We start from the raw sequence: 22,533 nt of genomic DNA, 5'->3' as shown, positions 1-22,533 counted from the left end.
CATGACCGTACAGAAGCTCCCGATCGCCAAGGCGATCAACGAGTCGCTCCGCAAGGCCCTCGACACGGACCCCAAGGTCCTGATCATGGGCGAGGACGTCGGCAAGCTCGGCGGTGTCTTCCGGGTCACGGACGGGCTCCAGAAGGACTTCGGCGAGGGCCGGGTCATCGACACCCCGCTCGCCGAGTCGGGCATCGTCGGCACGGCCATCGGTCTGGCGCTGCGCGGTTACCGCCCGGTGGTGGAGATCCAGTTCGACGGCTTCGTCTTCCCGGCCTACGACCAGATCGTCACCCAGCTCGCGAAGATGCACGCCCGCGCGCTCGGCAAGATCAAGCTGCCCGTGGTGATCCGTATCCCGTACGGGGGCGGCATCGGCGCGGTCGAGCACCACAGCGAGTCCCCCGAGGCGCTGTTCGCGCATGTGGCGGGTCTGAAGATCGTCTCGCCGTCCACGGCGTCGGACGCGTACTGGATGATGCAGCAGGCCATCCAGAGCGACGATCCGGTGATCTTCTTCGAGCCGAAGCGGCGCTACTGGGACAAGAGCGAGGTCAACACCGAGGCCATCCCGGGCCCGCTGCACAAGGCGCGGGTGGCGCGGGAGGGCTCGGATCTCACCCTTGTCGCGTACGGGCCGATGGTGAAGGTCTGCCTCGAAGCCGCCGCGGCGGCCGAGGAGGAGGGCAAGTCGCTGGAAATCCTCGATCTCCGCTCGATGTCCCCCGTCGACTTCGACACGATCCAGACGTCGGTGGAGAAGACGCGCCGGCTGGTCGTGGTGCACGAGGCACCGGTCTTCTACGGCTCGGGCGCGGAGATCGCCGCCCGGGTCACGGAGCGGTGCTTCTACCATCTTGAGGCACCGGTGCTGCGGGTCGGCGGCTACCACTCGCCGTATCCGCCGGCCCGGCTGGAGGACGAGTACCTCCCGGGCCTTGACCGGGTGCTCGACGCCGTCGACCGCTCGCTCGCGTACTGAGGAGTGCCGTGACCATGACTGCTGATACTTCCACCGGCTCCTCCACTCGCTACCGCGAGTTCAGGATGCCCGATGTGGGCGAGGGCCTGACCGAGGCCGAGATCCTCAAGTGGTACGTACAGCCGGGCGACGCGGTGACCGACGGACAGGTGGTCTGCGAGGTCGAGACGGCGAAGGCGGCCGTCGAACTGCCCATCCCCTACGACGGGGTGGTGCACGAGCTGCGCTTCGAGGAGGGCACGACGGTCGATGTCGGCGTGTCCATCATCACGGTGGACGTGGCGCCGGGGAGCGGCGAACCCGCGCCGGCGGCGCCCGCCGCGGCGCCCTCTGCGGCACCCGCGCCCGCCGTGCCCGCCGGACCGGCCGCCGGGAAACCGGCCGCCGACGCGCCGACGGGCCGTCAGCCGGTGCTGGTGGGCTACGGAGTGGCCGAGGCGTCCACGAAGCGCCGCCCGCGCCGGGGTGCCTCCGTACCCGGGCAGGCGACGGCGGCGAGCACGGGCGGTGCGGCGGCCGGTGCGTTGTCCGCCGCCGCCGCGATCCAGGCCGAGCTGAACGGGCGGGCCGCGCCGGTCGCGGGCGCGCCCGCCGGCACCCGGCCGCTGGCCAAGCCGCCCGTGCGCAAGCTCGCCAGGGACCTCGGGGTGGATCTGGCGGCGGTCACCCCGTCGGGCCAGGGCGGGATCATCACCCGCGAGGACGTGTACGCGGCGATCGCGCCCGTGGCGGCCCCGGCCGCCGACGCCGTGGCGGCGCCCGCCGCGGCGCCGGAGCAGACGCGTGAGCAGGTGCGCGTGCCGCTTCCGGCGGCGTCGGCGGCGCAGGCCGGCCCCGGCCGGGAGACCCGTATCCCCATCAAGGGTGTACGGAAGGCCACGGCGGCGGCCATGGTGGGCAGCGCGTTCACCGCGCCGCATGTCACGGAGTTCGTCACCGTCGACGTGACCCGCACGATGAAGCTGGTCGAGGAGCTGAAGTCCGACAAGGACATGGCGGGCCTGCGGGTCAATCCGCTGCTCCTGATCGCCAAGGCGCTGCTGGTCGCCATCAAGCGCAACCCCGAGGTCAACGCCGCGTGGGACGAGGCCGCCCAGGAGATCGTGGTCAAGCACTATGTGAACCTGGGGATCGCGGCCGCCACCCCGCGCGGGCTGATCGTGCCGAACATCAAGGACGCGCACGACAAGACGCTGCCCCAACTGGCCGCCGCGCTGGGCGAACTGGTCTCCACGGCCCGTGAGGGCAGGACGACCCCGACGGCCATGCAGGGCGGCACGGTGACCATCACCAATGTCGGCGTCTTCGGCGTCGACACGGGCACGCCCATCCTCAACCCGGGCGAGTCCGCGATCCTCGCGGTCGGCGCGATCAAGCTCCAGCCCTGGGTCCACAAGGGGAAGGTCAAGCCCCGTCAGGTCACCACCCTGGCGCTCTCCTTCGACCACCGTCTGGTCGACGGCGAACTGGGCTCCAAGGTCCTCGCCGACACGGCGGCGGTCCTGGAACAGCCCAAGCGCCTGATCACCTGGTCCTGACCCCGGCCCCCCCTCCGCACCACCACCCCGGCCCCGGAACCCGCCCCACGGGTCCGGGGCCGGGGTGTCGTGGGGGCGCCGGGGCGTGGGGGCGGGCGGGGTGGTCAGGGTTTGCGGAGGGCGGCGGCCAGGGCGGGGGAGTGATAGGCCGTCGAGCGTCCGGACAGCCAGGATTCGAGGTCGGGCGGCTGGGGGCGGGCGCCGCCCAGGAGGTAGAGGACGACCAGGAGCAGCCCGCCGATCACGGTGATCGCGAGGGTGATCGCCACGGTGAGATGGAAGCCCTGGGCGAGACCGGTGGTCAGGGCGATGTGCAGCAGGACGGGCCCGACGAGGAACGCCGCCTCGGAACGGAGCAGTTCCACCAGGGCGAAGGTCGGGCCGATCTGGGCCGAGGGGACGGAGAAACCGGCCAGGAACAGTCCGGGGGTGACCCCCGCGCCCGCCCCGTACCCCAGGAAGAACGCGGCGACGGGGACGATCACCGACGCGTTCGCCGTGGACGCGGTCAGCAGGACGGCGGCGCCGACGGCGACGCTGACGGTGCCCGACAGCGCCAGATACTGGGTCCAGCGGGTCGCCAGCAGCCGGCGGAACAGCACGGCCGCGATGAACACGCCGACGATCTGGGGGGTGACGAGCACGCCGATGCGCAGCGGCGAATAGCGCGCCTCGCTGGTCAGATAGGTCTCGGTCAGCTCCAGCAGGGTGGTGAAGCACGCCCCCACGAGCATCGCGTTGACGGTTCCGACCACCGGCAGCGTGTTGCTGATGGGCCGTACGGGCATCAGCGGACGGGCCTTCTTGTACTGACCCCCCACCAGAAACACGCCGGAGAGCAGTCCGAGGACGACCGGCAGATAGAACGCGGGATCGCTGAACGAGCCGCGGGTCAGCCAGGAGACACCGAAGAACGGCAGCACGGTCGTGCCGAACGCCAGCGGAATGGCCAGCCAGTCGAAGCGCGCCCGGCGGTCCGGCGGGTCGTTGCTCTCGAACGCCAGGGCACCGACGGTCAGCCCGATCGCCGCCAGCGCGGCGATGCCCGCGAACAGGAGCCGCCAGCCCCCGAGGCTGCCGACCAGCCCGCCCACCAGCGGCCCGAAGGCCACCATCCCGAACAGCCCGAGGCTGACGACCGCGGCGGTCGTCGGCAGCCGTCCGAGGGGGTGTCCCGTGACCAGCGGGGGCAGCGCCGAGACCAGCAGCATCCCCGTGCACAGCCCCTGGAGGATCACCCCGGTCATGAACAGCCCGATCCCGGGCGCGCTGAGCGCGAGCACGGAACTCACCACGAAACCGGCTTCGCAGAGGAGGTAGAGATGACGGCGTGCCACCCGCTGGACGAGATCTGCGGCGGCCACCGCGCCGAACGCGTACGCCGCGTTGGACATACCGCTGGTGAGCTGGAGTTCGAACCGTGTCGCCCCCAGCTCCCGCATGAGCCGCGGCTCCAGCAGGAGCGTGGCCGTGGTGAGGATCAGATAGGGGCTGAGCGCGAGCAGCGAGAGGGCGACGGCGGCGGGATAGCGCCCGGCCAGCGGGACCCGGCCGAACAGAGGCGGCGAGGGCGGACCGGACCGCGAAGAACCGGACCGTGAAGAACCGGACCGCGAAGAACCGGATTTCGAAGGACCGGATTTCGAAGGACCGGACCGTGAGCGGCGGGACCGCGAGTGGCTGAACCGGCGTGGGCTGAACCGCAAGGACGCCTCCGGGGCCGAGGGGGTGAGGGCCGCGAATCCGGTCGGACCCGGGCACCGGCCGCTGTGCCGTCCCGTCGTCCTCGTGGTGCGCCGTGCCGTCCTCGTGGTGCGACGCCCGAGGCCGGCCGGGTCGCCGCCTCAGCGTACGGCCGTGTGCTCGGCCGCCCGGACTGACACGCCCGCGCCGCCCGGTCAGGCGACGGACGTGGACAGGGAGACGCCGGTGAGCCGTTCGGACTCGGCCCACAGCCGGGCGTTGGCCGCGGCGTCGAGCGCCCTGCGGGTCGTCCGCGCGGTGGCCGTGGGGCCGACCAGACCGAACCGCCCGCCCGGACCGTAGTAGCCGCCCGCGACGGCGTCGGGGCTGGTCGCGGCGTACAGCAGCGGCTCCGTCCCCTGTTCGGGCGCCTGCGACGGCAGGACGTCGAGGGAGGTCAGCAGCGACCACCGGCGCTTGCCCCCGCCGAGGCTCGCGCCCGCCGTCTGGAGGTTGGTCCGGGTGTAGCCGGGGTGCGCGCCGGTGCTCAGCAGCGGCCAGCCGTGCTCGGCAGCGATCACGGCGAGCCGCTGGGTCAGCATCAGATCGGCCAGCTTCGACTGGGCGTAGGAGAGGTTCGGGCTGTAGCGGCGGCGCTCCCACTGGAGGTCGTCGAAGTGGATCCGGCCGTAGTTGGCCGTACCGCTGCTCATGGTGGCCACGCGCGGCGCCGGGGCGGCGAGCAGCAGCGGCAGGAGCCGGACGGTCAGGGCGAAGGGACCGAGATAGTTGCTGCCCATCTGGAGTTCGAATCCGTCGGCCGTGGTCATCCGGGTGGGCGGTGCCATCACCCCGGCGTTGTTGACCAGCAGGTCGAGCGATGTGCCGTCGGCGAGGAGCCCGTCGGCGAACTCCCGCACCGAGGCCAGCTCGGCCAGATCGATCCGGCGTACGTCGAGCTGGGCGCGCGGGTGCTCGGCCAGGATCTCGGCGCGTGCCCGCTCGCCCTTGGCGACGGTACGCACGGCCATCACGACCCGCGCCCCGGCGGCCGCGAGACGGCGCGTGGCTTCTTTGCCGGTGCCGCTGTTGGCCCCGGTGACGACGGCCAGCTTTCCGGTCAGGTCGGGGACGGTGTACATGGGGGCTCCTCAGGTCGGCGTTCCTGGGCCCTGTCCGGCCGGACAGGGACTAGCAGACCGGCGGTCTGTTGTTGGCGAAGCTATCAGACCGATGGTCCGATAACAACAGACCGGGGGTCTGTAGAGTGAGGGCATGACCATGCCCTTCCAGCGCGCCCGCAGTGACGAGCAGCGCGCGGTGCGCAGACAGGCGATCCTGGACACCGCGGCCGCGATGCTGACCGAGATGCCCGTGGCACAGGTGAGCCTCAACGAACTGAGCCGACGCGTCGGTCTGGCCAAGTCCAATGTGCTGCGCTATTTCGAGTCCCGCGAGGCCGTGCTGCTCGAACTGCTCGACGCCGCGTGGCGGGAGTGGCTGGAGCGGCTCGGCGAGGTGCTTCCCGCCTCGGTCGACGCCGACGCCCCACGGGACGAGCGCGGCGACCGGATCGCCGCAGTGCTCGCGGCCTCACTGGCTGACCGTCCCGTCCTCTGCGACCTGCTCGGCGCGCAGGCCGCGGTGCTCGAACGCAATGTCTCCCCGAGGATCGCCGCGGAGCACAAGCGCGCGGCCATCGCGAACATCGGCGTCCTGGTCGGCCTGCTGCGCGCCCGGCTGCCCGAGCTGGGCGAGCCCGACGCGGTGCGGTTCGGGGGCGCCGTCATGCTGACGACCGCCGCGGTATGGATTCACGCGCAGCCCTCGGCCGCGATGGTGGCCGCGTACGAGGCGGATCCTTCGCTGGCGGTCCTGCGGCTCGACTTCACCGCGACGCTGCGCGAGATGTTCGAGGTGCTGCTCACGGGCCTGCTGGTACGGGCCGCACGCTGACGCGCCGGCGCGGGGCGGCGGCCCGGCGTATGTACGTCGTACGGCCGTGAGTACGTCGTACGGACGAGCCGGGCGCGCTGCCCAGCCCCTCAGGAGGCCAGGTCGCGGGCCCGGCGGGCGGCCTCTTCGACGGAGCCGCGGTGGAGCGGGCCGTGGCCGGGGAGCAGCGTGTCGCCGGAGGTCTTCTCCAGGATGTCGAGCGTGGCGAGCGCACGGCGGCGGTCCGTGTCGAACATGGCGGGGAGCAGTTGTGCTCCCTTGACGCGTGAGGTCGGATGGCCGCTGACGAGGGCGTCTCCGGAGATCACGATCCCGGTCCCCGGCAGGGCGTAGGCGCAGTGTCCCGCGGTGTGGCCGGGGGTGTGGACGGGCACCGGTCGCCCCGGGAGGTCGAGCGGACCGTCCGTGACCGGGAACGGCCGGGGGTCCGTGACGCGCGAGTCCGCGGTGCCGCCGGAGCGGATGGCGTGCACGGCCCACGGCAGGACACCGGGGCGCCAGCCGTTGCGCAGTACGGTGCCGACGCCGACCTGGTGCAGGAACTCGCGGCGGGCGTGGGGGACTTCGGCCTCGTGCAGATAGACGGGCGTGCCGTAGGAGCGGTTGAGGTGTTCGGCCGACCCGATGTGGTCGTTGTGCGCGTGCGTGACGAGAATCGCGGTGATCGCCTCGGGAGCGTGACCGAGCTCCGCCAGCGACTCCAGCAGGAGCGCGCGGTCGCCCGGGTACCCGCAGTCGACGAGCGTGACCGCGTCCCCTTCGCTGAGCACGATCCAGTTCGTGTTGCTGCCGTGGACCAGATGGACGCCGTCCGTCACCTGAACGAGCGTGTTCTCTCGCATGGCACGCCCCATCTCCCGAGCATCCAGGACCGGCCCGTACGGGACCGGCTGCCGCGGCCGTCTCCGTGGGACCCCGGCGGGGAGCAATCTAACCGAGCGACGCGGCGCCCCGGCTCGCCGGGGGGGTGTGACCCCCGCTCCGTGGGGCTCCGTCCGCGGGGGCGGGCCGACGGCGGTCCCGGTGCCGGCCGCGTGCCCATGCTTCGCGCGGGAACTGGACTCTCCCCCTACCGGAGGGCCCACGATCGACCGGGACCGACCGGGACCGACCGGGTTCGACCGGGAACCGATGAGGCCGGACCGGGATCGACCGGGACCGGCAGAGCCGGCTCTTTCGGCGGGACTCCCCGTCTCTTGGATCAAGGACAGAGGCAGAGGCTATGAAAACGTGGTTCATCACCGGAGGCACCCCCGGCGGGTTCGGCATGGCCTACGCCGATGCCGCGCTGGAGGACGGCGATCGCGTCGTGCTCACCGCGCGCAGGCCCGAAGAGCTGCGGGAGTGGGCCGCGCCGCACGGCGACAGGGTGCTGATTCTTCCCCTGGACGTCACCGACGCCGGCCAGATCCAGGAGGCCGTGTCCGCCGCCGAGGCCCGGTTCGGCGGCATCGACGTCCTGGTCAACAACGCCGGACGCGGCTGGTACGGATCGGTCGAGGGCATGGACGACGACGCCGTCAGGAGGCTCTTCGAGCTGAACTTCTTCGCCGTCCTGGCGGTCACCCGTGCTGTGCTGCCGGGTATGCGTGCCCGGCGCGACGGCTGGATCATCAACATGTCCTCGGTCGCCGGGCTGGTCGGAGTGACCGGGTTCGGCTACTACAGCGCGGCCAAGTACGCGATCGAGGGAATGACGGAGGTCCTGCGCCAGGAGGTGGCGCCGCTGGGCATCAGGGTGCTGGCGGTGGAGCCGGGGGCGTTCCGTACCCGCGCCTACGCCGGCTTCGCCGACGAGCCCGTCCGGGAGACGATCGAGGACTACCGTCCGATGCTGGAGGCCGTTCGCGCGGCGATGGTCGCGCGGGACGGCGAACAGCCGGGTGACCCCGTCCGTGGCGTACGGGCCGTGCTCACGGCCATGGACCAGGATCCGCCGCCCCACCGGCTCGTGCTCGGAAGCGCCGGGTACGACGCGGTCACCGGCCATCTGGAGACCGTCCTCGCGGGCCTTCGCGCACAGGAGGACCTCGTCCGTGGCACCGACTTCCCGCCGGCCGCGAGGACCGCGGCGCGATGACCGGCGGTGACCACGCCGCGAGGGGTGACCACGCCGCGAGGAGGCCGGCCGACGCAGGGGCCGCCATGCAAGGGCCGCCATGCAAGGGCCGCCACGCGAGGGCCGCCACGAGGCCGCGAGAAGGGCGGCCGCCGCGTGTGCGCGGCAGCCGCCCTCGGCCCTTGCCCCGGCCCTCGGCCGTAGGAGATCAGTCGCGCTGCGCGTCCGCCGGGAGCGTGCGCAGCTTCATCGTCTTCGCCGTCGACGAGCCGAAGCCGTAGTCGAGCAGCTTCGCCGCGTCCTTGTAGCGGTCCGCGCCGTTCAGCACGACCCCGACGAGGGTCTTGCTGCCGCGGGTGGCGGCGAAGACCAGGCAGGGCCCCGCGGCGGTGCCGGTACCGGTCTTGATGCCGATGGCGCCCTTGTAGGAGCCGAGCAGCTTGTTCGTGTTGTACCAGGTGTAGGTGCGCTTGCCGCCCTTGCTGGTCGGCGCCGTGCTCTTGTACGAGGTGGCCTTGACGACCGCGCGGAAGTTCGCGTTCTTCATCGCGTACTGGGCGATCTTCGCCAGGTCGCGCGGGGTGGTGTAGTTCTTCCCGCTGGGCGAGATGCCGTCGAAGGAGTCGAACTTGGTGTTCTTCAGCTTGAGTTCGGTGGCCTTCGCGTTCATCTTCGCGATGAAGGACTTGGTGCGGGCGGCGGCGGTCGAGCCGCTGCCGAAGGTGTCGGCGAGCGCGTACGCGGCGTCGCAGCCGGAGGGCAGCATCGTGCCGTACAGGAGCTGACGGACCGTCAGCTTGTCGCCCGTACGCAGATCCGCCGTGCTGGCGCCCTGCTTGGCGACGTAGTCGCGGTAGCCCTGCTTGACGGTCACCTTGCGGTTGAGGTCCACACCCTTGGTGCTGAGCACCACCGCGGCCGTCATGATCTTCGTCGTACTCGCCATCTGGCGCCGGGTGTCGGCGGCCTTGCCGTAGACCGTGGCGCCGGTCGCGTTGTTGAGCACGAACCCGCCCTTGCCGCCGATGGCCGGGGCGGCGGCCGCCTGCGCGGGCGTGGCCAGGAAGGAGACGGACAGCAGCGCGCCGGCGGTGAGGCTGACCACAGCGGCTCTGCGCGCGCCCGGGAGACTGGACATCAAAGAAACGCTCCGATTCCGCGAATGCGTTGAAATGCGGCAAAACGGGACTTGGTTGGAGGAGAGTCCCGTGATGAGACTCACGACCGTCCCGAATGGATGCACGTGGTGGTGATGATTTCGCCAGGAGGCGCCGTGCGGCGGGCCTGTTCCTTGTGCGATGCGTGGGGTGATGACGACCTCAGGTGTAGGACGCGAGCAGCCCGTCCAGTGTCCAGATGGTCGCGGTCACCCCGGAGGTCCGCGCCAGATAGCGGTCACGTTCGACCAGGATGTTCAGATCGCCGCAGCCGAGCCTGTTACAGGCGTGCTCGACCAGAGTGGTGCCGGTGCTGCCGCCGTCCACCAGCGCACGCAGATGGGCCGCGTTCCATTCGACCTCGTTGAGGGCCCAGGGGGCGGTCCCCTCGATCACGGTGACCAGCACCCCGGCGAGACGTTCCGCGCACAGCCGTCGGAAGTGGCCGTCCGAGAGCTGGGCGACGTGGTTTCCCGTTTCGATGATCGCGGTGACCGGCAGCAGCAGATCGGCTTCCTGGAGCTCCCGCTTGCGCTTCAGCTCCGTGATCACCTTTGCGCGGTCCTGGGACTTCCCCGGGATCTCCAGCAGGTTGCACAGGATCGATGTGTCGACGAACTCCACCCCACGAGCCACTGCCTCACCCGATTCCGAGCAGACGGTCGAACTCCGAGTAGTCCCGCCTTTTCGGACGTCCCTCCATCAGACGGTTGTTGGCGACCACATCGCCCAGGGGTCCGGCGCTCATGGCCGTGGCGTAGCCGTCCAGCTCGGTGAGACGGATCAGTCTGCTCGCACCGGTCCCGCGGTCGCGCGAGCAGACGATCACACCCTCGTGGTCGTCGCCGCTCAGCGCGGAGAGCAGGGCCGGGCTGTGCGTGGTGACCAGGACTTGGGTGCTGTTCTCGGCGGCTGCCTCGCGGACGAGCTTGAGGACCTGCGACGCCTGTGAGGGATGAAGGCCGTTCTCCAGCTCCTCGATGACCAGCATCAGCGAGTGCTCCGGCAGGCGGACGTTCGCGCGGCCCAGGTCAAGGCCTTTGTCTCCCGTGAGCAGTGCTGTGGCAACGGCGAGGAAGCGGAGCATCCCGTCGCTCATCTCGCGGGCGGGTGTCAGTCCCAGCCGACCCTCGTCGAGGGCGAGCATCACGTCGCCGAGCTCCGATTTGGTGACCGCGAGCCGGTCGATGTCGTGGTCGGCCAGGCCGCGCAGCAGCTCGACAAGATGATCGAAGAGCCGTGGGTCGTTCCGCTGGATGCCGCCGATGGCGGCCGAGAGATTCTCCGCCGTGCGCCGGAGGTGTATGTCGCGTGCCGGTACGTACTGGCGCATCAGATGCGGGACAGGATCAAGGTGGAACGAGCCGGTGAGGGCGGTGAGTACGGCGTCCGCCGCGAACAGGGTGTCGATCTCGCCCTCGGTGTCCCCCACGATCCGCAGGGGCGCCTGTGAGGTGAGCAGTCGGGTGTTGCGGAAGAGCGCCCGTGGATTGCGCCCCGGGCGGCCGTTGTACCAGGAGACGTTGATCTCTCCGAGGCCGGGACTGGGCTCGCCGCTCACCAGCAGGGGCTTTTGGCCCCTGCTGCCCGTCGGGCCGGTCAGACGTTCCTCGACGATTCCTACGTCAGGTTCCACCTGAATGGTCACATCGAGTTTCACGGGACCGTATTCGGTGCTGACCGTGCAACCGAGCGAGAACCGCTCCGAGCCGTGCGGCACGCACCCGGTCAGCCCGCCCCGTACCGGGCCCGAGGCGCTGCGGCGGCTCTCGACCGCCTCACTGATGTCGTCTCCGCGAGCGAGCCGGGAGAGGACTTCCAGACCGTCCAAGGCGTTGGACTTGCCACTGCTGTTGCGCCCGATCAGCGCCGTCAGCGGGGCCAGGGGGAGAACCGCGTGGTCGAAGCTCTTGAACGCGGTGAGACGTACCTCTTCGATTGCGTGGCCGGTCACGCTCCACAACGTAGCGCAGGGCGGAGGGCGGGTCGTCGTTCCCGCTTCCTTCCTGTCCGTATCCCGGACGCGGATACCCGTGCATTCTTGTTGTATCTAAGCTGTGCGCATGCCTTCCGCCGCTGCCGCTCCCGTGAAGCAACCGCCTGCCGCAGACCGCGTCTACAGCCATATCAAGGAAGCCGTGCTCGACCGCCGTTACGAAGGCGGCACCCTGCTCACGGAAGGGGAGCTGGCCGAGGCCGTCGGGGTGTCCCGGACGCCCGTGCGGGAAGCGCTCCTCAAGCTGGAGGTCGAGGGGCTGATCAAGCTCTATCCCAAGAAGGGCGCCCTCGTGCTCGCGGTCTCCGCGCAGGAGATCGCCGATGTCGTCGAGACCCGGCTGCTGGTCGAGGAGTTCGCCGTACGGAAGGCCGTGCCGGCCTCGCCGCGGCTGATCGAGCGGCTGGAGGAACTGCTCGACGAGCAGCGCCGGCGCGCCGTGGAGGGGGATCTCGCCGCCGTCGCCGCGACCGACCGCTGCTTCCACGCCGAGATCGTGCGCCACGCGGGGAACCAGATCCTGTCCCGGCTCTACGACCAGCTCAGGGACCGGCAGTTGCGGATGGGCGTCGCCGTCATGGAGGCGCACCCCGACCGTATCGCCAAGAACATCACCGAACACGCGGACATGCTCGACGCCATCAGGACCGGGGACGCCGACGGCGCCGCCGCCTGTCTGCGCCGTCACATCAACCGGGTCAAGGTGCTGGTCAGGGGTGAGGCACGGTGAGCGCTCCCGCCGGCTCCCCCGGCGTCACGCTCCCGGGCGACCCGCCCGGCGGCCGCCGCGCCGCCTGGGTCTGGGGCATCGGTGTCGCCGTCTACTTCGTCGCCGTCATCTTCCGTACCAGCCTGGGCGTGGCCGGCCTCGACGCCGCCGACCGCTTCCATGTCAACGCCTCCGCGCTGTCGACGTTCTCCATACTCCAGCTCCTGGTGTACGCGGGCATGCAGATACCCGTCGGCCTGATGGTCGACCGGCTCGGCACCAAGAAGGTGCTGACCATCGGCGTGGTGCTGTTCACCGTCGGACAGCTCGGCTTCGCGCTCGCCCCCTCCTACGGCACGGCCCTCGCCGCCCGCGCGCTGCTCGGCTGCGGTGACGCGATGACGTTCATCAGCGTGCTGCGCCTCGGCACCCGCTGGTTCCCGGCCCGTCGCGGGCCGATGATCGGACAGGTCGCCGCGCTCTTCGGGATGGCGGGCAATCTCGTCTCCACCCTGCTCATCTCCCGCACCCTGCACGGCCTCGGCTGGACCACCACGTTCGCGGGCAGCGCGCTCGCCGGTGTGCTCGTCCTCGTCCTGCTACTGCTCTTCCTCAAGGACCACCCGGACGGCCATGAGCCGCCGCCCGCCGAACACGCCGGCACCGCCTACGTACGGAAGCAGATCGCCGAGTCCTGGCGCGAGCCCGGCACCCGGCTGGGGCTGTGGGTGCACTTCACCACGCAGTTCCCGGCCATGATGTTCCTGCTGCTGTGGGGCATGCCGTTCCTGGTCGAGGCACAGGGCCTGTCCCGGGCCGCCGCGGGCGAACTGCTCACCCTCGTCGTCCTCTCCAACATGGCCGTGGGCCTGGTGTACGGGCAGGTCATCGCCCGCCACCACCGGGCCAGGGCCCCGCTGGCCCTGGGGACGGTCGGGGCGACGGCGCTGCTCTGGGCCCTGACGATCGCGTATCCGGGCGACCACGCCCCGACCGCCCTGCTGATCACGCTCTGCGCGGTCCTCGGAGCCTGCGGGCCCGCGTCGATGATCGGCTTCGACTTCGCCCGGCCCGCGAACCCGCCGGAGCGTCAGGGCACGGCCTCCGGAATCGTCAACATGGGCGGTTTCGTTGCCTCGATGACGACGCTCTTCGCGGTCGGCGTCCTGCTGGACGCGACCGGCGGGAACTACCGGATCGCGTTCTCGTCCGTCTTCGTCCTCGAAACGCTCGGCGTCGTACAGATCCTGCGGCTGCGGGCGCGTACGGCCCGGCGGGAGCGGGAGCGACTGGTGGCGAGCCGGGTGGAGGCCGTGCACGTACCGGCGTGAGCGCCGGCCGGTGGTGGTGACACCGTCACCGTGTCACCGTGTCACCGCGAACTCGCGCAGGATCGCCGACGCCAGCTCGTCATCGCCGTCGATCTTGATCCGGTCCGCGACCGCCGCGGGCCGGACCCGGCCGCACGCCAGCCGGAAGTACGTCTCCCAGTCCATCGCCAGCGTCACCAGCGGGCCGAGCGAGGGCGAGCCGTCGATCGAGCCCCGGCCGTCCGCGTTCACCCGGACCGTACGCAGGAACTCCACCGGACCGCTCACATCGATGACGACCGCCGAGTTCGGGGGCGCGCCCGCGTCCTTGGCGACGACCTTCGGCAGCGCGGCCAGCAGCGCGTCACGGGCGACCAGGGCGCCGGGCGAGTCGAGATTGCCGGGCTTGTTGAGCGTCGTGCGCAGGTCCTGCTCGTGCACCCAGACGTCGAACGCCCGCCCCCGCATGGCCGTTTCGAGCGTCTGTTCCTTGCCGAGGGGCGCCCGGACCATGGTGTCGGGGGACCGGGTCTCGTTCCTGAGCTGCCGGTTGCGGCGGATGATCGTGTACTCCAGCTCGGAGGTCATCTCCGGCGCGGTGTGGTGCCGCCGCACATCGACCTGCATCTCCATGTAGCGGGCGAACTCGCTCTGCACATGGAAGAGATCGCGCGGCAGCGAGTGGATCGGCCGTGGGTCCCCGAGCATCTCGCACTCCATGCCGATGACATGCGAGACGATGTCTCGTACGGACCAGCCGGGACACGGCGTGCGCCAACTCCATTCGCCCTCGACGAGCGGCTGCACCAGCTCGACTATGGCCTCGATGGAGTGGGTCCAGGCATCGGCGTAGTTTTGAAGGCTGGGATGGACGGTCACGGGACCCCTCGGCGGTTCTGCGGTACGCGGGCTGGCTTGCTGGGCTGGCTGCGGGCTGCGGTGGGAGGTTCGGCAGCTAAGTTACGCTGCCCGATGGCACCCCGGCAGTGCTTTCGTGTGACGATCGTAGGCCCGTGTTGACGGCTCGAATGCCAGGACGGTGGTACTGTGCGCGCCTCACTCATCCAGATCGCGGTAGATCCGTACGAATCGGCCGACTCGCGCAGACAGCGCGCCGCCGCGCTGGTGCGGGGTCAGCGGGGCTCCGACCTCGTGGTCCTTCCCGAACTCTGGCCCGTCGGGGCCTTCGCGTACGAGTCCTTCGCGCAGGAGGCGGAGGCGGTGGACGGACCCACCTTCGAGGTGATGTCGAAGGCGGCGAGTGACGCGGGGGTCTGGCTGCACGCCGGATCCGTCGTGGAGCGCGACTCCGACGGCACGCTCTACAACACCTCGCTGGTGCTCTCCCCCGCCGGTGAACTGGTCGGTACGTACCGCAAGATCCACCGCTTCGGCTTCGACAAGGGCGAGGCGACGATGATGGGCGCGGGCGAGGAACTGGTCACGGTCCCGCTGTCGCTCTCCGGCGGCGCGGACGGCGACGGGGGCGGCGGCGCCGACGAGGGCGGCGGCGCCGACGGGGGCGGGACCACCACGATCGGCCTGGCCACCTGCTACGACCTGCGCTTTCCCGAACTGTTCCGGGGACTGGTCGACGCGGGCGCGAGCCTGCTCGTCATCCCGGCCGGCTGGCCGGCGCGACGGCGCGCGCACTGGACGCTGCTGGCCCAGGCACGCGCGGTGGAGAACCAGTCGTACGTCCTGGCCTGCGCCACCGCCGGCACCCACGCCGGGGTGGAACAGTCGGGGCACAGCATCGTCGTGGACCCCTGGGGCGAGGTGCTGGCGGAGGCGGGCGCGGACGAGGAGGTCCTGACGGTCGACCTCGATCCGGCGCGGGTCGCGACCACACGGGAACAGTTCCCCGCGCTGAAGGACCGCCGCCTGGGCCTGACGACGCCGCCCCGCCGCTGAAGAACCCGCCCCGCACCGGGGCGTCGGCTCCCCCGCTCCCGTACCCCGGCCGTGCCCGGGTGCGGGAGCCGGGAGGCACCCGCGCCGAGGCGTCCGCCGGGCGGGCGGCGCGTGCTCCGGCGTACGGCCCGTACAAGCCGGGCGGTACAGCCGGGCCGTACGAGCCGGGCCGGCCGCCCGGTGGCCGACAGCGCCCCCGCCGGGGCGCGGACCACCGCCTCGGACCCGCGCCGCGCCCCGCCCGGTCGGGCCCCGCCCGTCGGACCGCGCCGCGCCCGGTCAGCCGTCGCGTTCCTTGTCCGCCATGTGGATCACGCACACCGCCACCGCGATCAGCAGCGCGTGGTCCGAGTCCTCCCGTACGACGTCCACGCCGTAGGTCTCCCGGATCCGCAGCCAGCGGCGCGAGATGTGGGCCAGCAGTTCGCCGTCGTACTCCACCGCGAACTCACGGTCCAGGATCCGGCCGCTCACATCCAGTTCGCTGCCGTCGGCCAGCGCGACCCGGTAGTGGTTGCGCAGCAGCGAGAGCCGCTTCTTGCGGACGGTCGCCAGCGTCTCGTCGTCCCGCTCGACGGTCATCGTGTCCCGCAGGCTCACCAGCTTCTGGCGCAGCGTGATCAGCACCCGCCCGGACGGATCCTTCAGCTCCAGCGTGTCGCGCAGCCGCAGCGCCTTGCCGTCGACGAGAAAGGCCTTCCGGCCGCTCTCGTCCTCGATCCAGTAGTCGTCGCCGATCGCGAAGATCTTGTCGCGCACGAGATATCTCATGGGGAACGCGTACCCCGCACTCCGCCGGGGATGGCCGCCGGGCCCGAGGTGCACGCGTACGGGCGCCCCGCGCGGGCACGTACGGGCGGCCCCCTCCGCGCAGGCACGTACAGGCCCCCGCACAGGTACGTACAGGTCCCCGCGCAGGTACGGCGGCCCTGCCGGAGGGGCCGATCCGCGCGGTGGCACCCTTGTCCTCATGAACGACGCGACTCCTGCTCCGACCCCGGCCCCCTCCCGCCGCGCCCGCGTACGGGCCCCCGAGCTGATCGGCAAGGGCGGCTGGCTCAATACGGGTGACACCTCGTACACCCTCGCCGACCTGCGGGGACGCATCGTCATTCTCGATTTCTGGACCTTCTGCTGCATCAACTGTCTGCATGTTCTCGACGAGCTGCGGGAGCTGGAGGAGAAGCACCGCGACACCGTCGTGATCATCGGCGTGCACTCGCCGAAGTTCGTGCACGAGGCCGAGCACCAGGCCGTGGTCGACGCCGTCGAGCGGTACGAGGTGCACCACCCCGTGCTGGACGATCCGGAGCTGGCCACCTGGAAGCAGTACGCCGTACGGGCCTGGCCCACGCTCGTGGTGATCGACCCCGAGGGGTATGTCGTCGCCCAGCACGCGGGCGAGGGGCACGCGCACGCCATCGAGAGGCTCGTGGCGGAGCTGGAGGCCGAGCACGCCGCGAAGGGGACGCTGCGGCGCGGGGACGGCCCGTACGTCCCTCCGGAGCCCGTCGCGACCGATCTGCGGTTCCCCGGGAAGGCGCTGGTGCTGCCCGGCGGGAACTTCCTCGTCTCCGACTCCACCCGCCATCAGCTCGTCGAGCTGGAGCCGGACGGCGAGACGGTCGTACGGCGGATCGGCAACGGCGAGCGCGGCTTCGGACCGGACGCGTTCAGCGAACCGCAGGGGCTCGCCCTGCTGCCCGACGGCCGGGTGGTCGTCGCGGACACCGTGAACCACGCGCTGCGCGTCTACGACCCGGCCGGCGGCACGGTCGAGACCGTCGCCGGGACGGGCAGGCAGTGGTGGCAGGGCTCACCGACCGCCGGGCCCGCCCTGGAGGTGGATCTCTCCTCGCCGTGGGACGTCGCGTGGTGGGCCGGACGGGTGTGGATCGCCATGGCGGGGGTGCACCAGCTCTGGACGTACGACCCGGCCACCGGGACCGTCGAGGTCGCGGCCGGCACCACCAACGAGGGACTGGTGGACGGACCGGCCGCCGAGGCGTGGTTCGCGCAGCCGTCGGGGCTGGCGGCGACCGAGGAGCGGCTGTGGGTCGCGGACTCGGAGACCAGCGCGCTGCGCTACGTCGAGCGTGACGGCGGTGCCGACGGCGGGTTCGCCGTCCGTACGGCCGTGGGCACCGGGCTCTTCGACTTCGGGCACCGCGACGGCGGTGCGGGACAGGCGCTGCTCCAGCACCCGCTGGGCGTCACCGCGCTGCCCGACGGCTCCGTCGCCGTCTCGGACACCTACAACCACGCCCTGCGCCGCTACGACCCGTCGACCGGCGAGGTGACCACGCTGGCGACGGATCTGCGGGAGCCCAGTGACGCGGTGCTCGTCGGGGAGGACATCGTCGTCGTCGAGTCCGCCCGGCACCGGCTGACCCGGCTGCGGCTGCCCGACGAGGCGGTGCGGGTGGAGGCCGCGGCGCACCGCACCCGGCGCGCCGCCACCGAGGTGGCCCCGGGCACGCTCCGGCTGGAGGTGGTCTTCACGGCGCCGAGCGGCCAGAAGCTCGACACGCGCTACGGTCCCTCGACCCGGCTGCTGGTCTCCGCCACCCCGCCGGAACTGCTGGCGGACGGCGGCGGTACCGGTACGGATCTCGGCCGTGAGCTGGTACTGGCCGAGGGGGTCACGGAGGGCGTGCTGCATGTCTCCGCGATGGCGGCCTCCTGTGACGACGATCCGGCCAACGAGTACCCGGCCTGCCATGTCCACCAGCAGGACTGGGGTGTTCCCGTCCGTGTCACGGACTCGGGGACGTCCCGGCTGGCGCTCGTCCTCGCCGGGCTCGACGCGTAGGCCGCGCCGACGCCCCGGGCCGGCCCCGGGGGCCCCGGGCCAGCCCCGGGGGCCACGCCCCGGGGCCCGTGACGTAGGGCCGTGCCCTGGGGCCCGTGACGTGGGACCCGTGACGTGGGGAAGGGCGGCTTCCGGGCCGCCACGGCCACGGCCACGGTCTCGGTCGGTGCCGGGCCGTCGGGCCCTGCCGGGCCGCGCAGGCCCCGGCCCCGGTCGGTCAGAAACCGGTGCGGCGGTCGTCCCGCTCCACGACGGTCGGGGCGACCGGCGAGACGATGGCCCGCCGGCGACGGGCGATGCTGGTGAAGGTCGCGATGCCGATCATGCCGACCGCCATCATGATCAGACCGACCAGGTCGAGATTGACGCTGTCGACTTCCCAGTCGGTCGCGAAGGTGAGGATCGCCCCCACCGCGAGCAGAACGATGCATCCGCCTATGCCCATGGATCCCGCCTCCTGTGTGAGTGGTGGCCGTTCCGGGCCATGAGGCGGGTACCCCGGTCCTCGACAGCCATGCGGGAGTTGGGCGTTCACGCCACATCATGGTCACTTCGCGTCAATGAGGCGTGCTTCGGGGGGATTTGGGGGAAGGGCGGGGGGATACGGGTCGGCCGGGTGCGGGTCAGCCCTCCAGGAACGCCACCAGCGCGTTCGCCAGCAGATACGGGTCGTCGGCGCCGCACAGCTCACGCGCGCTGTGCATGGACAGGATCGCCACACCGATGTCGACGGTCCGGATTCCGTGCCGGGCCGCGGTGATCGGGCCGATCGTCGTACCGCAGGGCATCGCGTTGTTGGAGACGAACGACTGCCAGGGCACGCCCGCCTTCTCACAGGCCGCGGCGAACACGCTCCGGCCGCTGCCGTCCGTCGCGTACCGCATATTGACGTTGACCTTGAGGATCGGGCCGCCGTTCACGCACGGCTGGTGCGTCGGGTCGTGGCGCTCCGCGTAGTTGGGGTGCACGGCGTGGCCGGTGTCCGACGACAGACAGATGGTGCCGGCGAAGGCCCGCGCCCTGTCCTCGTACGTGCCGCCGCGGGAGAGCACCGAGCGCTCCAGGACCGTGCCGAGCAGTGGTCCGTCGGCGCCGGTGTCCGACTGCGAGCCGTTCTCCTCGTGGTCGAAGGCGGCGAGGACGGGGATGTACGGGAGCGGCGTCCCGGAGCCGTCGGCCGGCGCGGCGCCGTCCGGGCCGTCGGGCGGGTGCGCGCCCTCGGCACCGCCCGTGCCTCCGGAGCCGGTGGCGACGGCCACCAGCGCCGCCGTGGCCGCGTGCACCGACAGCAGATTGTCCATCCGGGGCCCGGCCACCAGCTCGCGGTCGCGCCCGAGATAGGCGGGCGGCTCGATGGCGTGCGGCATCAGGTCCCAGCCCGTGACGTCCTCGGCGGGCACCCCCGCCTCCTCGGCCACGAAGCGGATCAGATCGCCCTCCTCGGGCTCCCCCAGGCCCCAGATCGGCTGCATGTGGCGCTGCCGGTCCAGCTTGAGCCCGTCGGTGTTCACAGACCGGTCGAGGTGCACGGCGAGCTGGGGCACGCGCAGCAGCGCGCGGTCGACATTGACCAGCCGGTGCGAGCCGTCCCGCAGGGTGATCCGGCCCGCCAGTCCCAGGTCGCGGTCGAGCCAGGTGTTGAGCAGGGTCCCGCCGTAGATCTCGACGGCGATCTGCCGCCAGCCCAGGGCGCCGGTGTCCGGCAGCGGCTTCACCCGCAGGTTGGGGGAGTCCGTGTGGGCGCCGACGATCCGGAACGGGGTGTGCGGGGAGGCGCCTTCCGGTACGAACCAGGCGACGATCGCCCCGCCCCGGAGCACGAACCGCCCGCCCGCGGACCCGTCCCAGGCATCCGTCTCCAGCACCTGCCGGAAGCCGGCCTTCTCCAGGCGCTCCGCGGCATTGGCCACCGCGTGGTACGGCGACGGGCTGGCCGCGAGGAAGGACATGAGGTCGTCGGTGTGGCCGCGGTCGAAGCGGGCGGAAGTGCTCATGGGGTTCACCATAACGACGGCCCAGGACACCGGACCCGTCACCGGTTCCAACGGCATGTGCCAGGGCGGGACAAGCTCCGCACATGGGGAGAACAGGCACGGACGAAGACCCCGCGAAGGGTCGAAGGACGATCGAAGGACGATCGAAGGACGGTTGAGAAACGGTCGAAGGAGACGGCGGAAGGAGGAGAGATGGTGAAGGAGACGCGGGGGAAGGGGACGCGGAGAAGGCGGCGCGGTGAAGGAGACCCGGTCAAGGAGACGTGGCCAAGGAGACGTGGCCAAGGACCCCGGAGGGGCCGGCCGACGGACGAGCCGACGGACGAGTCGGCAGACGAAGGGGGGCACCTCCCGGAAGAGATGCCCCCTCACTGCCACCGCCACCGCCACCGGCGCCGGAACCGGTCGCGGGCGCCGGAGGTGTCAGAACGCCGCTTCGTCCAGCTCCATCAGCGAGTTGTCGACGGTCTCGGCCAGCGCGCGCTGCGTCGAGACGTCCGGCAGTATGTTCGCCGCGAAGAACTTCGCCGCCGCGATCTTGCCCTGGTAGAACGCCACGTCCTTCGTGGCGGCCGTCTCCAGCTTCTCGGCGGCCACGGCCGCGCCGCGCAGCAGCAGATAGCCGACGACCACATCGCCCGAAGCCATCAGCAGCCGCGTGGTGTTGAGGCCGACCTTGTAGATGTTCCTGACGTCCTCGCCGGTGGAGGTGAGGTCGGTCAGCATCCGGCCGACGATCGCCTCCAGATTGGCCGCGGCCTTCGCGAGCGTCTCGCGGGCCGGGGCCAGCTCCGTACCGCCGGTGCCGACGGCGAGGAACTTCTTGATCTCCTCGGCCAGCGAGTTCAGCGCCTGGCCCTGGTCGCGGACGATCTTCCGGAAGAAGAAGTCCTGGCCCTGGATCGCCGTGGTGCCCTCGTAGAGGGTGTCGATCTTGGCGTCCCGGATGTACTGCTCGACGGGGTACTCCTGGAGGTACCCCGAGCCGCCGAAGGTCTGGAGGGACTGCGCGAGCTGTTCGTACGAGCGCTCCGAGCCGTACCCCTTGACGATCGGCAGCAGCAGGTCGTTGAGCCCGTGCAGCGCCTTGGCGTTCTCGCCCTCGGCCTCCTTGACGGCGATCTCGTCCTGGACGGAGGCGGTGTACATGACCAGGGCGCGCATGCCCTCGGCGTACGCCTTCTGCGTCATCAGCGAGCGGCGCACATCGGGGTGGTGCGTGATGGTGACCTTGGGCGCGGCCTTGTCCATGAACTGGGCCAGATCGGGGCCCTGGACGCGCTCCTTGGCGTACTCCAGCGCGTTGAGATAGCCGGTGGAGAGGGTGGCTATGGCCTTCGTGCCGACCATCATCCGGGCGAACTCGATGATGCGGAACATCTGGCGGATGCCCTCGTGCTTGTCACCGATCAGCCAGCCCTTGGCGGGGTGGCGGTCGCCGAAGGTCATCTCGCAGGTGTTGGAGGCCTTGAGGCCCATCTTGTGCTCGACGTTCGTGGCGTAGACACCGTTGCGCGCGCCCAGTTCGCCGGTCTCCCAGTCGAACTCGTACTTCGGCACGAGGAAGAGCGACAGGCCCTTGGTGCCGGGGCCCGCGCCCTCGGGGCGGGCGAGCACGTAGTGGAGGATGTTCTCCGACATGTCGTGCTCACCGGAGGTGATGAAGCGCTTCACGCCCTCGATGTGCCAGGTCCCGTCCTCCTGCTGGACGGCCTTCGTGCGGCCCGCGCCGACGTCCGATCCCGCGTCCGGCTCGGTGAGGACCATGGTGGAGCCCCACTGCTTCTCCACGGCGATGGCGGCGGCCTTCTTCTGCGCCTCGTTGCCCTCCTCGAAGAGGATGCCGGCGAAGGCCGGGCCCGAGGCGTACATCCACACGGCCGGGTTGGCGCCGAGGAGCAGCTCCGCGTAGGCCCAGATCAGGGAGCGCGGGGAGGGGGTGCCGCCGATCTCCTCGGGCAGGCCCAGCCGCCAGTACTCCGAGTCCATGTAGGCCTGGTAGCTCTTCCTGAAGGCCGCGGGCACCGGTGCGGTGCTGGTCTCCGGGTCGAAGACCGGGGGGTTGCGGTCGGCTTCGGCGAACGACTCCGCGAGATCGTTCTCCGCGAGGCGCACGACCTCTTCGAGGATGCTCCTGGCGGTCTCCACGTCCATGTCCGCGAACGGTCCCGTGCCGTACAGCTTGTCGCGCCCGAGCACCTCGAAGAGGTTGAACTCGATGTCGCGGAGATTCGACTTGTAGTGCCCCATGGCGACGACTCCGTAGGTGAGGGTCGGTAAGGAACGAGGAGGCGGATGCCTGCGGATTCCTCATACACGCGTACCGGTAAGTAGCTCCGATGATGCTACCCATCGGTAATAAGATGCAACCCCGATCCGGATTCTGTGACGAGGCCGACGGGGCTTCCCGGGGCGCCATTCCT

General features: G+C 71.1%; 19 protein-coding genes. 8 read left to right on the top strand and 11 right to left on the bottom strand.

Annotated features, from left to right (window positions below):
* Position 1 precedes the first annotated feature (1 nt).
* Together ACFYYH_RS24465 and ACFYYH_RS24460 are read left to right on the top strand one after the other, a co-directional pair.
* Complete coding sequence (locus ACFYYH_RS24465; protein WP_388554784.1) at positions 2–982, top strand: alpha-ketoacid dehydrogenase subunit beta; 981 nt, start codon at positions 2–4, stop codon at positions 980–982.
* Positions 983–996: 14 nt separating this feature from the next.
* Positions 997–2,520 (top strand): dihydrolipoamide acetyltransferase family protein, encoded by a 1,524-nt coding sequence (locus tag ACFYYH_RS24460; protein ID WP_388554783.1) that lies wholly within the window; start codon positions 997–999, stop codon positions 2,518–2,520.
* Positions 2,521–2,624: 104 nt separating this feature from the next.
* On the opposite strand, the gene ACFYYH_RS24455 is transcribed toward ACFYYH_RS24460, so the two are convergent.
* Together ACFYYH_RS24455 and ACFYYH_RS24450 are read right to left on the bottom strand one after the other, a co-directional pair.
* On the bottom strand, positions 2,625–4,061 hold the full coding sequence (locus ACFYYH_RS24455; RefSeq protein WP_388554891.1) for an MFS transporter: 1,437 nt from the start codon (positions 4,059–4,061) through the stop codon (positions 2,625–2,627).
* 357 nt (positions 4,062–4,418) lie between these two features.
* On the bottom strand, positions 4,419–5,345 hold the full coding sequence (locus tag ACFYYH_RS24450) for an SDR family oxidoreductase (RefSeq protein ID WP_388554781.1): 927 nt from the start codon (positions 5,343–5,345) through the stop codon (positions 4,419–4,421).
* A gap of 139 nt (positions 5,346–5,484) precedes the next feature.
* On the opposite strand from ACFYYH_RS24450, the gene ACFYYH_RS24445 reads away from it, so the two are divergent.
* A complete protein-coding gene (locus tag ACFYYH_RS24445) occupies positions 5,485–6,159 on the top strand; it encodes a TetR family transcriptional regulator (RefSeq protein ID WP_388554889.1) in 675 nt (224 codons plus the stop codon).
* A gap of 89 nt (positions 6,160–6,248) precedes the next feature.
* On the opposite strand, the gene ACFYYH_RS24440 is transcribed toward ACFYYH_RS24445, so the two are convergent.
* Positions 6,249–7,001, bottom strand: coding sequence for an MBL fold metallo-hydrolase (locus tag ACFYYH_RS24440; protein ID WP_388554779.1), 753 nt, complete (start codon positions 6,999–7,001; stop codon positions 6,249–6,251).
* A 380-nt stretch (positions 7,002–7,381) separates the two neighbouring features.
* Between ACFYYH_RS24440 and ACFYYH_RS24435 the strand changes: the two genes are divergently transcribed.
* Positions 7,382–8,239 (top strand): oxidoreductase, encoded by an 858-nt coding sequence (locus ACFYYH_RS24435; RefSeq protein WP_388554777.1) that lies wholly within the window; start codon positions 7,382–7,384, stop codon positions 8,237–8,239.
* 187 nt (positions 8,240–8,426) lie between these two features.
* Here the strand turns inward: ACFYYH_RS24435 and ACFYYH_RS24430 are convergent, their stop codons facing one another.
* The 3 genes from ACFYYH_RS24430 to ACFYYH_RS24420 form a co-directional block, all read right to left on the bottom strand.
* A complete protein-coding gene (locus tag ACFYYH_RS24430) occupies positions 8,427–9,356 on the bottom strand; it encodes a D-alanyl-D-alanine carboxypeptidase family protein (RefSeq protein WP_388554775.1) in 930 nt (309 codons plus the stop codon).
* A 181-nt stretch (positions 9,357–9,537) separates the two neighbouring features.
* A complete protein-coding gene (locus ACFYYH_RS24425; protein ID WP_388554773.1) occupies positions 9,538–10,011 on the bottom strand; it encodes a hypothetical protein in 474 nt (157 codons plus the stop codon).
* Positions 10,012–10,015: 4 nt separating this feature from the next.
* Positions 10,016–11,329, bottom strand: a complete 1,314-nt coding sequence (locus ACFYYH_RS24420) for an AAA family ATPase (RefSeq protein ID WP_388554771.1) — start codon at positions 11,327–11,329, stop codon at positions 10,016–10,018.
* 109 nt (positions 11,330–11,438) lie between these two features.
* Here ACFYYH_RS24420 and ACFYYH_RS24415 point away from each other — a divergent pair, with 109 nt between their 5' ends.
* A complete protein-coding gene (locus tag ACFYYH_RS24415; protein WP_388554769.1) occupies positions 11,439–12,101 on the top strand; it encodes a GntR family transcriptional regulator in 663 nt (220 codons plus the stop codon).
* Entirely contained in the window at positions 12,098–13,411 is a 1,314-nt protein-coding gene (locus tag ACFYYH_RS24410; protein ID WP_388554766.1) for a nitrate/nitrite transporter, read from the top strand. Before ACFYYH_RS24415 ends, ACFYYH_RS24410 begins: the two co-directional genes overlap by 4 nt.
* A 33-nt stretch (positions 13,412–13,444) precedes the next feature.
* On the opposite strand, the gene ACFYYH_RS24405 is transcribed toward ACFYYH_RS24410, so the two are convergent.
* A complete protein-coding gene (locus tag ACFYYH_RS24405) occupies positions 13,445–14,269 on the bottom strand; it encodes a maleylpyruvate isomerase family mycothiol-dependent enzyme (RefSeq protein ID WP_388554763.1) in 825 nt (274 codons plus the stop codon).
* A 168-nt stretch (positions 14,270–14,437) separates the two neighbouring features.
* Between ACFYYH_RS24405 and ACFYYH_RS24400 the strand changes: the two genes are divergently transcribed.
* The gene (locus tag ACFYYH_RS24400) at positions 14,438–15,304 is read left to right on the top strand and encodes a carbon-nitrogen family hydrolase (protein WP_388554760.1); all 867 of its coding nucleotides are present in this window, start codon (positions 14,438–14,440) and stop codon (positions 15,302–15,304) included.
* A gap of 279 nt (positions 15,305–15,583) precedes the next feature.
* Here the strand turns inward: ACFYYH_RS24400 and ACFYYH_RS24395 are convergent, their stop codons facing one another.
* Positions 15,584–16,075 carry an LURP-one-related/scramblase family protein gene (locus ACFYYH_RS24395; protein ID WP_388554757.1) on the bottom strand — a complete coding sequence of 164 codons (492 nt, stop codon included), beginning with the start codon at positions 16,073–16,075 and terminating at the stop codon, positions 15,584–15,586.
* A 199-nt stretch (positions 16,076–16,274) separates the two neighbouring features.
* On the opposite strand from ACFYYH_RS24395, the gene ACFYYH_RS24390 reads away from it, so the two are divergent.
* Positions 16,275–18,116, top strand: coding sequence for an NHL domain-containing thioredoxin family protein (locus ACFYYH_RS24390; RefSeq protein WP_388554755.1), 1,842 nt, complete (start codon positions 16,275–16,277; stop codon positions 18,114–18,116).
* 217 nt (positions 18,117–18,333) lie between these two features.
* Here ACFYYH_RS24390 and ACFYYH_RS24385 read toward each other — a convergent pair whose 3' ends face one another.
* The 3 genes from ACFYYH_RS24385 to ACFYYH_RS24375 form a co-directional block, all read right to left on the bottom strand.
* Positions 18,334–18,561: a DUF6458 family protein gene (locus ACFYYH_RS24385; RefSeq protein WP_388554752.1), complete on the bottom strand. Its 228-nt coding sequence runs from the start codon at positions 18,559–18,561 to the stop codon at positions 18,334–18,336.
* Positions 18,562–18,739: 178 nt separating this feature from the next.
* Positions 18,740–20,110 (bottom strand): M18 family aminopeptidase, encoded by a 1,371-nt coding sequence (locus tag ACFYYH_RS24380; protein ID WP_388554750.1) that lies wholly within the window; start codon positions 20,108–20,110, stop codon positions 18,740–18,742.
* Positions 20,111–20,533: 423 nt separating this feature from the next.
* A complete protein-coding gene (locus ACFYYH_RS24375) occupies positions 20,534–22,360 on the bottom strand; it encodes an acyl-CoA dehydrogenase (RefSeq protein WP_388554747.1) in 1,827 nt (608 codons plus the stop codon).
* Positions 22,361–22,533 lie beyond the last annotated feature (173 nt).

Source organism: Streptomyces sp. NPDC002018 (genome assembly GCF_042890865.1).
GTDB lineage: Bacteria > Actinomycetota > Actinomycetes > Streptomycetales > Streptomycetaceae > Streptomyces.
Note: the sequence above shows the minus strand (reverse complement) of the source record. Positions and strands in the feature narration are given on the sequence as shown.